This window comes from Nocardia sp. Marseille-Q1738 (genome assembly GCF_965283145.1).
The window spans coordinates 124,391-134,970 of the sequence record NZ_CBDIMS010000010.1 but is presented as its reverse complement, the minus strand read 5'-3'; the positions used below and the strand labels follow the sequence as shown (position 1 = coordinate 134,970).

Annotated in this window: 10 protein-coding genes; 9 read left to right on the top strand and 1 reads right to left on the bottom strand. The window is 67.5% G+C overall.

Annotation, left to right across the window (positions count from 1 at the left end; all coding sequences use genetic code 11):
* Positions 1 to 15 precede the first annotated feature (15 nt).
* Positions 16 to 432, top strand: coding sequence for a cupin domain-containing protein (locus ACWPXK_RS28640; RefSeq protein WP_040786623.1), 417 nt, complete (start codon positions 16 to 18; stop codon positions 430 to 432).
* A 112-nt stretch (positions 433 to 544) separates the two neighbouring features.
* Positions 545 to 1,264, top strand: a complete 720-nt coding sequence (locus tag ACWPXK_RS28635; RefSeq protein ID WP_454199280.1) for a hypothetical protein — start codon at positions 545 to 547, stop codon at positions 1,262 to 1,264.
* Here the strand turns inward: ACWPXK_RS28635 and ACWPXK_RS28630 are convergent.
* Positions 1,242 to 2,051: a polyprenol monophosphomannose synthase gene (locus ACWPXK_RS28630; RefSeq protein ID WP_454199279.1), complete on the bottom strand. Its 810-nt coding sequence runs from the start codon at positions 2,049 to 2,051 to the stop codon at positions 1,242 to 1,244. The genes ACWPXK_RS28635 and ACWPXK_RS28630 overlap by 23 nt on opposite strands.
* A gap of 35 nt (positions 2,052 to 2,086) precedes the next feature.
* Between ACWPXK_RS28630 and gmd the strand changes: the two genes are divergently transcribed.
* The 7 genes from gmd to ACWPXK_RS28595 are packed head-to-tail and all read left to right on the top strand — an operon-like array spanning position 2,087 to position 10,569.
* On the top strand, positions 2,087 to 3,109 hold the full coding sequence (gene gmd / locus ACWPXK_RS28625; RefSeq protein WP_195131699.1) for a GDP-mannose 4,6-dehydratase: 1,023 nt from the start codon (positions 2,087 to 2,089) through the stop codon (positions 3,107 to 3,109).
* Positions 3,106 to 4,359, top strand: coding sequence for a class I SAM-dependent methyltransferase (locus ACWPXK_RS28620; RefSeq protein ID WP_454199278.1), 1,254 nt, complete (start codon positions 3,106 to 3,108; stop codon positions 4,357 to 4,359). Before gmd ends, ACWPXK_RS28620 begins: the two co-directional genes overlap by 4 nt.
* 1 nt (position 4,360) lies before the next feature.
* Positions 4,361 to 5,308, top strand: coding sequence for a GDP-mannose 4,6-dehydratase (locus tag ACWPXK_RS28615; protein ID WP_454199277.1), 948 nt, complete (start codon positions 4,361 to 4,363; stop codon positions 5,306 to 5,308).
* A gap of 1 nt (position 5,309) precedes the next feature.
* Complete coding sequence (locus ACWPXK_RS28610; protein ID WP_454199276.1) at positions 5,310 to 6,494, top strand: class I SAM-dependent methyltransferase; 1,185 nt, start codon at positions 5,310 to 5,312, stop codon at positions 6,492 to 6,494.
* 5 nt (positions 6,495 to 6,499) lie between these two features.
* Positions 6,500 to 7,672: a nucleotide disphospho-sugar-binding domain-containing protein gene (locus ACWPXK_RS28605; RefSeq protein WP_454199275.1), complete on the top strand. Its 1,173-nt coding sequence runs from the start codon at positions 6,500 to 6,502 to the stop codon at positions 7,670 to 7,672.
* A 57-nt stretch (positions 7,673 to 7,729) separates the two neighbouring features.
* Positions 7,730 to 9,295, top strand: a complete 1,566-nt coding sequence (locus ACWPXK_RS28600; protein ID WP_454199274.1) for a glycosyltransferase family 87 protein — start codon at positions 7,730 to 7,732, stop codon at positions 9,293 to 9,295.
* The gene (locus ACWPXK_RS28595) at positions 9,292 to 10,569 is read left to right on the top strand and encodes a flavin-containing monooxygenase (protein WP_454199273.1); all 1,278 of its coding nucleotides are present in this window, start codon (positions 9,292 to 9,294) and stop codon (positions 10,567 to 10,569) included. Before ACWPXK_RS28600 ends, ACWPXK_RS28595 begins: the two co-directional genes overlap by 4 nt.
* The last annotated feature ends 11 nt before the right edge of the window (positions 10,570 to 10,580 follow it).

The following is a 10,580-nucleotide window of genomic DNA, read 5'->3' as shown; positions in this document are numbered from 1 at the left end:
TGAAGGGATGCAGTAATGAAGGTCGAAGTTCTCACTCCGTCGTGCAATCTCGACACCGTCCGCGATGGGCGCGGCGGCATATTCACTTGGGTCCCCCCGGAGCCCCTGCTGGAGTTCAACCTGATCTACATGCACCCGGGCAAGGTGCGCGGCTTGCACTACCACCCGCACTTCGTCGAGTACCTGCTGTTCGTCGAGGGCAACGGCGTGCTGGTGACCAAGGACGACCACGAGGATCCGGATTGCCCGGAGGAGTTCATCCACGTGTCCAAGGGCATCTGCACGCGCACACCGATCGGGGTGATGCACACGGTGTACTCCATCACGCCGCTGACCTTCATCGCGATGCTGACCAAGCCGTGGGACGAGTGCGACCCGCCGATCGTCCAGGTAGCGCCGCTGCCGCACACCTTGGAAGGCAACCAGGCATGAGCGGTCGGGCCCGGAGGCGGCAGCGAAGCGCAACCATGCAGGGCGCTGCTCATGCCGGAAGACGACACAGCATGAGCGGTCAGGCCCGGAGACATCCCCGGAAGGGCACGGCATGAGCATGCGCGTGGCCGTGGTCGGCGCCGCGGGCTATGTCGGCGCCGCGCTGACCGAGGCGCTCGGCAAGCGGACCCAGTGGGAGGTGGTCCCGGTGGTGCGCGCCGATCACGAACGCCACCGCACCGCAGGCCGCTACGACGTGCTGATCAACGCCGCCTGCCCGTCGAAACGGTTCTGGGCCGAGCACAATCCGGACGCCGACCACGCCGAGACGGTCGACAAGACGCGTCTGCTGCGCGAGCAGTGGCGCTGGGACCGGTTCGTGCAGATCAGCAGCATTTCCGCGCGCACCCAACTGGACACGGTGTACGGGCGCCATCGTGCCGAGGCGGAGCAATTGTGTTCCGGGGCAGACACTTTCGTGGTCCGGCTGGGGCCGATGTACGGCGGCGACTACCGCAAGGGCGTGCTCGCCGACATGGCTGCCGACCGCCCGGTGTTCGCCAGTGGCGGCTCCCGGCAGAGCTTCGCGCCGGTGGACTGGTGCGCGGGCTGGATCGCCGAGCATCTCGGCGACACCGGCCTGCGTGAGGTGGGTGCGCGCACCACCGTGACGCTGGCCGAGGTGCGCGACGCCGTGGGCTCGCGCTCGGAGTTCGCCAAAGACTATGTCGACGACCAGTTCCCGGTCACCGCCACCGGCTCCGATTGGCCGGAGGCGGCGGCGGTGATCGACTGGCTGGCCGGGAGGGTCACCGGTGCACGAGCGAGCTGATGCGATGACGGCTGGGGCGGAAGTACTTCTCCGCGCACAGCACCAACAGGAAACGCACGCTGGTCGCCACGTCGCGGGTGCGCATCTTCGACGCGCCCGCGGTGCGGTTGAGCACGTGAATGGGCACCTGCTCGATCCGGAAACCGTTGGCGTTGAGGATGTAGAGGCTTTCGAAGAAGAACGAGTACCCGGTCGAGCGGACCTTATCGAAAGCGTCTACCGGAACACTGTCCAGACGGTAGTATCGGAACGCGCCGGTGGCATCGTAGGGCATCCGAAGCAGTGTCACGGTGAGAAAATGCCCGACTCGGGTGAGGATCTTGCGGAAGGGAGTCCAGTCGGCCAGGCTGTCCTCTTTCAGATAGCGCGAGCCGACAACGATGTCGAAACCGTCGGCGGCGGCGCGCAATGCCGGAAGATACGACGGCGGATGCGCGAAATCGGAATCCATCGTGATGATGTGCTGATACCCCTGCGCATAAGCCCAGCGGATACCGGCCTGATGGGCGGAGCCGACGCCTTGACGACCGGCCCTGTGCAGCACGTGGATTCGGGGCGAGCGCTGTCGCGCCAGCTCATCGAGCACGGCACCGGTGCCGTCGGGGGAGTTGTCGTCGACGAACAGGACATCGAAATCAGTGCCCTGTTCCAAGATCTGAGCGAGCAACGGCCCGACGTTGCGACGCTCATTGTATGTCGGAATCATGACCAGAGTTTTTTCGGAGGCCGCGCTCATGCGATCGAATTTTAGTACCGGCGGCGACCGAAAGATAGGTGTTGCCGCCATTTTCGAGACCCGTTAGTCTCAGGGTTGGAGGTTTGATGAGAAAAGCTTTGATAACCGGCATCACCGGCCAGGACGGGTCTTATCTGACGGAATTCCTGCTACAGCAGGGATATGAGGTGCACGGGATAATCCGGCGTGCGTCGAATTTCAATACCGACCGCATCGATCACCTGTATTCCGATACGCATTCGCAGCGCCGGTTATTCCTGCACTACGGGGATCTCATGGACTCCAGCAGCCTCAACCGCATTCTGGAGGACGTGCGCCCGGCGGAGATCTACAACCTGGGTGCGCAATCGCACGTGCACATCTCGTTCCAGATCCCGGAGTTCACCGCCGAGACCAACGCGATCGGCACGCTGCGCATCCTGGACGCGATCCGCAAGACCGGCATCGCGACCAAGTTCTACCAGGCCTCGTCCTCGGAGCTATACGGCGGCTTGCACGATGTCGCGCTGAGTGAGGACACACCGTTCCATCCACGCTCGCCGTATGCCGTGGCGAAGCTGTACGCGTACTGGATCACGGTGAACCACCGCGAGGCCTACGGGATGTACACGGTCAACGGCACGCTGTTCAATCACGAATCACCCAGGCGCGGCGAGGTTTTCGTCACCCGCAAGGTGACCCGCGGCGCGGTGCGCATCGCGCAGGGCAAACAGGACAAGCTCTTCATCGGCAACCTGGACGCCCGCCGTGACTGGGGGTACGCCAAGGAGTATGTCGAGGCGATGTGGCTGATGCTGCAGCAGCCCGAACCCGATGACTACGTGATCGCCACCGGCGAGACGCACAGCGTGCGCGAGCTGTGCGAAACGGCGTTCTCCGCCACGGGCGTCGAATTGGTGTGGGAGGGTACAGGTCTCGACGAGAAGGGGATCGATCGGCGTACCTCCAGGGTGCTGGTGGAGGTCGATCCGACCTACTTCCGGCCCGCCGAGGTGCATCACCTCACTGGTGACCCGACCAAGGCGAAGAAGAAGCTCGGGTGGGAACCCCGCACGAGCTTCACCGAACTTGTCGAGCTGATGGTCGCCCACGATATGGAGAACGCGTGACGCAAGCAGTGGCGGTGGATTGCTGCCGGGTGTGCGGGAACACCCGGCTCGAGACGGTCGTCGATCTCGGCACGATGGCGTTGACCGGGGTGTTCCCGGCCACCGACCCGACCGCCGTGCCGCGCTACCCCTTGGAACTGGTGCGCTGTGTGCCCACCGGCTCCGAGGAATGCGGGCTGGTGCAGCTGCGCCATACCGCCGATTTCGACGAGATGTACTCCCCGGGTTATGGATACCGCTCCGGGCTCAACCGATCGATGATCGATCACCTGGCCCATCGGGTGGCCAGGATCCGGGAGCGCGTGGCGTTGACGCCGCAGGATCTGGTGATCGACGTCGGCAGCAACGACGCGACGCTGCTGCGGTCCTACCCCGAGGGGTCGGCGACCATCGTGGGGATCGACCCGCTGGGGGAGAAGTTCCGCCGGTTCTATCCGCCGCATGTGCGGCTGGTGACCGGATACTTCACCCGCGAGCTGGTCGAATCGGTGCTGGACGGGCGGCGAGCCAAGGTGATCACCTCGATCGCCATGTTCTACGACGTGCCGAGCCCGCTGGAATTCATGCGCGCGGTGTACGACAGCCTCACCGACGACGGCATCTGGGTACTCGAACAGAGCTATCTGCCCGCGATGCTGGCCACCACCTCCTACGACACCATCTGTCACGAGCACCTCGAGTACTACACCCTCGACCAGATCGAGTGGATGGCGCGGCGGTGCGGATTCGTGGTGCTCGAAGTGGAGCGCAACAGCGTCAACGGCGGCAGTTTCGCCCTCACGCTGGGCAAGCGCGGCGTCCCGTCCGCCGCCGACGCCGCCGCGCTGGATCGGATGCGTCAGGAGGAAGCCGCCCTCGGGTTGCACACCCCGCAGCCCTACGCCGACTTCGCCAAACGGGTCGAGGAGCATCGCGAGCAGGTCCGTGACTTCTTCGATCGCTCCCGCAAGGCCGGCCTGCGCACCCTCGGCTACGGCGCCTCCACCAAAGGCAACGTGGTATTGCAGCACTGCGGCATCGGGCCGGAGGACCTGGCCTGCATCGCGGAGGTCAACGACGACAAGTTCGGCAAGTTCACCCCCGGCAGCGCGATCCCGATCGTGTCCGAGGCGCAGGCACGCGAGCTGGCTCCCGACCAGTTCTTCGTGCTGCCCTGGCACTTCCGCACCATGATGCTCGAGCGGGAAAGCGCGTTCCGCGCGGCGGGAGGACGGCTGGTTTTCCCGCTGCCCGAACTGGACGTGGTGTGAGATGACCGTCGTCGTCACGGGCGCGGCGGGGCAGGACGGCACACTGTTGTCGGACCTGCTCGCCGCGCGCGGTGAGCAAGTGCTGCGGATCGGCCGCGGCGGCCCCGTCGACATCACCGACGCGGCGGCCGTCGATCACATGATCGCGACCGAACGCCCCCGGCAGGTGTATCTGCTGGCGGCGGTGCAGCACTCCTCACAGGACGACCACGGCGACCCGCATGAACTCGCGCGCGCCTCGCATCGGGTGAACACGTTGCCGGTGCAGCACTTCGCGGAAGCGATCGAGCGCCACCGCACCGGCACCCGCCTGTTCTACGCGGCCTCCTCGCACGTCTTCGGACCCGACCGGGCGGCGGTGTGCGACGAGAACAGCGGACTGCGACCGGATTCGATCTACGGGGTGACGAAAGCGGCGGGCCTGCTGGCCTGCCGCGCCTACCGTGCCCGTGGCGTGTTCGCGGCCGCGGGAATCATGTTCAACCACGAATCACCCTTGCGCGCGGAGAAGTTCGTCACGCGCAAGATCGTGCGCGCGGTCGCGCGGGTCCAGCGAGGCGACACCGACGTGCTCGAGGTCGGCCGGCTGGACTCCGGCGCCGACTGGGGATACGCGCCGGACTACGTCGAGGCCATGACCCGGATTCTGGCCCTCGACGAGCCGGACGAGTTCGTCGTCGCCACCGGCGAACACCATACGGTCGCCGAGTTCTGCGCGGCCGCGTTCGGCATGGCCGGACTGGACTGGAAAGACCATGTCCGCGAACGCTCCTCGGTGCTCACCCGCAGCAGGCAACCGCTGGTGGGTGACGCGACGAGGCTGCGCCAGCGGACCGGGTGGCGTCCATCGGTGGATTTCCGCGGCATGGTCCGGGCCATGCTCGTCGCCGAGGGCGTGCGCCTGGTGCAGGAATCGAGGCCGGTGCGCACCGGCGGAACGGATGGATGACGTGAACCTGAACGACGAGAATGTCCTCGCCGCACACCTGATCGCGATCGCCGACGGCGTCTACGAGGAGACCGCCGCGCGCATCGGCGAGATCGGCACCGAGGCGGTCGCCGAGGCGGTGCTCGAGGAGATCGCCTGGCGTGCGGGTCACGGCACCCGCCCCGGGCAGCCGGTCACCGCGGTGTTCGAGCTGACCTACGAGGGCAAGCAACTGGACTACCTGGTCACCCTCGGCGCCGACGACCCCGCGATCGGTCCCGGCACCGTGGAGGATCCGTGGCTGGTGGTGCGCCAAGATCTGGTGGAGCTGCTGCGCGCGGTCTACGGCCCGCCCGACGCCGCCATCGGCACCCGCGCCATCGCGATCAAGGACGAGCCGGGGCCGGGCAGCTTCGCCCCCGACGACCCGTGGCGGCTGGCCCGCGACGCCGCCGCCATCGCCGCCGACCGGATCGTCACCGCCTGCCGCCCCACCCACTACGACCTCAACGCGCTGTCGCTGCAGTTCGGTTCGGACAAGTGGGGCGGGCACTGGTACACCCAGCACTACGAGCGGCACTTCGCCCCGCTGCGCGACAGCCGGGTGCGAGTGCTGGAACTTGGCATCGGCGGATACACCGCGCCCGATGTCGGCGGCGCGTCGCTGCGCATGTGGAAGCAGTACTTCCGCCGCGGCCTGGTGTACGGGCTGGACTACTTCGACAAGTCCGGCATCGCCGAGCCCCGGCTGCAACCACTGCAGGGCGACCAGGGCGATGCGGCGTTCCTCGACGAACTCGGCCGCTCCCTCGGCCCGTTCGACATCATCATCGACGACGGCAGCCACATCAGCGGCGACGTGATCGCCTCGTTCCAGGCGCTGTTCGCGCATCTGCGGCCCGGCGGACTGTACGTGGTCGAGGACACCCAGACCTCCTACTGGTCCGGCTGGGGCGGAAGCAGCACCGACACCAACGCCCCGGCGACCACGGTCGGCTACCTGAAAACTCTCGTCGACGCCCTGCACCACCAGGAGTTCGAAAAGGACTCCGGCCGCGCGGCGGGCGAGTTCGACGACTGGATCGGGGCGCTGCACTTCTACCACAACATCGTCGTCATCGAAAAACGCCGCAACGCCGAACAATCGGCTCCATCATGGGTGCCTCGGCACACCAATCCGATGGAGTGGATGAAGCCGAAGGAGTGAATCGGATGAAGTTTCTGGTCGTGCCGGTGCCCTCGTCGGGGCATCTGCTGGCGATGGTGCCGTTCTGCTGGGCGCTGCGGCTGGCCGGTCACGAAGTGCTGGTCGCCTCGCGCAACGACGTGACAGCGACGGCGCTGCGCTCGGGATTGAACGCCGTCGAGATGACCGCGCTGAACGTGCCGATGGACGAGCTGCGCACCAAAGTGAACCCGGGCATGTTCCCCCTTCCGCTGTTCGCCGACCGCGACCAGCCCGGCGGGCAGGGCCTGTGGCAGATCGCCGCCCAGAACTGGCACAACCACGCAGGCCAGTACCTCGAGACGTTCGCCGCGGTGGCCAGGGACTGGGGCGCGGACGTGATCCTCACCGACCCGCTGGCCACCATCGGCCGCGCCCTGGGTGCGGAACTGGATCTCCCGGTGCTGGTGCACCGCTGGGGCATCGACCCCACCGGCGGCCCGTTCACCGAACGCACCGCCGCGCTGGCCGAAGAGGCGGGCACCCGGCTGGCCGACCCGGTCGCCGTACTCGACATCTGCCCGCCACGGTTGCAGGCTCCGGACGCGCTGCCCAGCATCCCGGTGGGTTACGTCCCGTTCAACGGCACCGGCGCGCTGCCGGAGTGGCACCGCAACGAGAACGGCCGCAAGCGGATCGCGGTCTGCATGGGCGGCAGCACGCTGAGCCTGACCGGTCCGCGGCCGCTGGAGTCGGTGCTGGCCGCGCTGGGCGAGGTGGCCGACGCCGAGGTGATCGTGGCGCTGTCGGCACACGACCGCGCCACGGTCGGCGAGTTGCCCGACCACGTGCGGGTCGTCGAAGAGGTGCCGCTGAACCTGTTCCTGCCCGGCTGCGATCTGCTGGTGCACCACGGCGGCTCGACCACCGGCCTGACCGCGGGCTGGTTCGGCCTGCCGCAGCTGGTGCTGCCGCAAATGTTCGACCAGTTCGACTACGCCCGCGGCCTGGTGCGTGTGGGCGCGGGCCTGGCCGCCGAGACCCCGGCCGACCAGGGCGACGCCGAAGCACTGGCCGCCTCGATCAGCACGCTGCTGAACGAACCCCGCTTCGGGGCCGCCGCCGAGCAGATCGGCGCCGACCTGCGCGCCGCGCCCCCGGCACAGGACGTGGTGGCGCAGGTGATTCCGCTGCTGGCCGCCGGAGCAGCGACCAGATGAGACCAGCCGCGCCGCCCCGAGCCGGGCGGCGCGGGAACCGAAAGCCGTAGGTTGCAGATGATATCCAGGACATGGACCCGCTTCCGGGGTTCGCTCGACTACTACGCCGCGATGTACGCGGTGTTCGTGGTCGGCATTCTCGTCCCCGTCGTGATGATCGTGCTCGCGCTCACCGGACTACCAGGGCCGGTCACCGCCTTACTCGGAATCGTCTGCGCGGCAGTTCTTTTCGTGCTGTTCGTGCCGACCGTCCCGGCCGAGTGGCGGGAGGTGGTGCGGAACAAGCCGATCGTGGTGCGTGTGCTGTGGAGCGTGGCCATCCTGCTCGTCGTCGCGGTGCTGGCCCGGCTGACGCAGTTCATCCTCGACGCGGACAACGTCGACGCCTCCCTGTCGGCCGACGACGACTTCCTGGTCAAGAAGACCCATCTGTCCGGCTACATCAGCGGGGCGATGATGGCCGAGCACGAACCCGGCAGCCTGTACGACCGGCACCGGTATGAATCGCCGCAGGCGGATTCGGTGTTGCCCAGCGTGGCCCCGCAGGATCGCGACGCCTACCTGTACCCGCCGCCGTTCCTGCTGCTCCCGCGGTTGCTGCTGCTGTTCAGCCACGATTTCGCCACGCTGCGGGCGCTGTGGTACTCGCTGTACGTCGCGATCGTGCTGGTGGCCATGTTCGCCATCGCCCGCTGGATCGGCGGCAGGCAGGGCGCGGTGCTGGCCGCGCTGACGCCGGTGGTGTGGATCAGCCTGCCGACGCTGGCGACCTTGCAGATCGGCAACATCCACGTGCTGCTGCTCTACGTCGGCGCGGCGGGCGCCATGGTGTTGTTCCAGTTGCGGCGCAATATCTTCGGTGGTGCGGCGTTGGCGTTGGCGATCATCGCCAAGGTGTCTCCGGCGATCCTGCTGGTCTATCTGCTCGTGCAGCGACGCTGGCGGCCCGCGGTGTGGACCGCGGCGTTCTGCGGCGTGTATTCGGCGGCGACGCTGGCGATCTTCGGCTGGGAGCCGTGGCGGATCTTCCTGTCCGACGGCACCTGGCAGCGGCTGGCCAGCGGTGAGTTCCACCAATTCGTGCTGGTGGAACGGGCCAACCAGCTGGTCAACTACTCGCCGTTCGGGCTGCCGTACAAGGCGGAGATCATCGGCTGGGACATCGGCGACCCGACCGGTCCCGCCCGCCTGATCACCAACGTCTACACCCTGCTGCTGCTGATCCTGGTGGCGGTCACCGCGGTCCGCATCCACCGGCGGGTGGCCGCGGGCGCGCAGGGTCCGCGGTTGCGCGCCGAGCAGCTGGCCATCTGGCTGGCGGTGCTGACGCTGGCGTCGTTCCGCGCCCCGTTCGGTCCTTGGGTGTACATCGCCGTCGGCGCGGTGTGGATGCTCGCGGTGTACGCCGGGCTGATGCGCGGCGGCGCACGCACCGTCGCACTGCTCACCGCGGCCTGGCTGGTCGTGGCGTTCTACAACGAGAACGTCTACTTCACGCTGGTGGGACAGACGGTCATCTACGTCGCCTGTTTCGTGGTGGCCTGGCGCGCGAGCGCGGGAACCGAACCGGACCCGGTGCCGCGCACCGGCGAGCCCCAGGCCGAACGGGTGGGTGCGGCATGAGGACCTACTGCGTCATCGGCGCGGGCGCGGCCGGATTGGCGACCGCCCGCGGATTCGCCGCGCGCGGCCTGGATTTCGAGGTCCTGGAGGCCGCCGACGGCATCGGCGGGATCTGGGACGCGCGGCGGGCGGACTCGCCGGTCAGCCACAATACGCATGTCATCGCTTCCAAAGGGGTGCAGGCATTTCCGGGGTTCCCGATGCCCGAGGACTACCCCGACTACCCCGGGCACGAACTCGTGCTGCGGTACCTGCACTCGTACGCCGACGCGTTCGATCTGTGGCCGCGCATCCGGTTGAACACCGCGGTGGAACGGATCGAGCCCACGGACGACGGATGGACGGTGACGCTGGCCGACGGCTCCGAGCGCCCCTACGCGGGAGTGATCATCGCCACCGGGCACGACCGCACCCCGCGCAACATCGACATTCCCGGTACCAGCACCGTGCCCGTGCTGCATTCCAGCGAATACCGGCATCCCGAACAGGTGCTGGGCAAACGCGTGCTGGTGGTCGGCGCCGGGCAGTCGGCCGCCGACATCCTGTCCGACTGCGCCGTGAACGCGGCGCTGACGCTGCACAGCAGCAGACGCGGGTTCTACTGCATGCCCAAGTACATGCTCGGCCGCCCGACCGACAGCATGTTGCAGGGCCGGATGTGGCGGCCGCTGCGCAAGCGGGCCTTCGAGCGGCTGTTCGGGTACCTGCGCGGACGTTCCCGCTCGTTCGGGCTTCCGGTGCCCGATTTCGGCGAGGGCATCGTCATCCCGATGCTGGGCGATCAGCTGCACCACTACTACACCCACGGCGACATCACCCCCAAACCCGATGTCACCGCGATCGATGACGACCGGGTCACCTTCGCCGACGGCACCGAGGAGAAAGTCGATCTGGTCGTGCTGGCGACCGGGTTCGTGCCGAACTATCCCGTCGTCGACCGCGCCCACCTCAACTGGGCCGAGGGCAGTCTGCGACCGGACCTGTACCTCAACATCTTTCCGCCGCACACCCGCGACTTGTTCGTGGTCGGGATGGTGCGGCCGATCGGCTCGCACTGGGACGTGTACGAGAAGCAAGCCGACTTGGTCGCCGAGTATCTGCGTGCGAAGGCAGCCGATCCGCAGCAGGTCGCGCGCTTCGACCGCGCCATTCAGGGCCGCCAACCCGACCTGTATGCCGGGCTGCGGCTCTACCACGCCGACCAGTACCCGCTGGTGGTGGAGAAACAGGACTACGTGAACCAGCTGCGCAAGCACGCCAAGCTGTTGAAGTGAAAGGTCGGACC

Excerpts from the sequence above, each read along its gene's own strand:
- ACWPXK_RS28640 (WP_040786623.1), top strand. The coding sequence starts at position 16 with ATGAAGGTCGAAGTTCTCACTCCGTCGTGCAATCTCGACACCGTCCGC.
- ACWPXK_RS28635 (WP_454199280.1), top strand. The coding sequence starts at position 545 with ATGAGCATGCGCGTGGCCGTGGTCGGCGCCGCGGGCTATGTCGGCGCC.
- ACWPXK_RS28630 (WP_454199279.1), bottom strand. The coding sequence starts at position 2,051 with ATGGCGGCAACACCTATCTTTCGGTCGCCGCCGGTACTAAAATTCGAT.
- gmd (WP_195131699.1), top strand. The coding sequence starts at position 2,087 with ATGAGAAAAGCTTTGATAACCGGCATCACCGGCCAGGACGGGTCTTAT.
- ACWPXK_RS28615 (WP_454199277.1), top strand. The coding sequence starts at position 4,361 with ATGACCGTCGTCGTCACGGGCGCGGCGGGGCAGGACGGCACACTGTTG.
- ACWPXK_RS28605 (WP_454199275.1), top strand. The coding sequence starts at position 6,500 with ATGAAGTTTCTGGTCGTGCCGGTGCCCTCGTCGGGGCATCTGCTGGCG.
- ACWPXK_RS28600 (WP_454199274.1), top strand. The coding sequence starts at position 7,730 with ATGATATCCAGGACATGGACCCGCTTCCGGGGTTCGCTCGACTACTAC.
- ACWPXK_RS28595 (WP_454199273.1), top strand. The coding sequence starts at position 9,292 with ATGAGGACCTACTGCGTCATCGGCGCGGGCGCGGCCGGATTGGCGACC.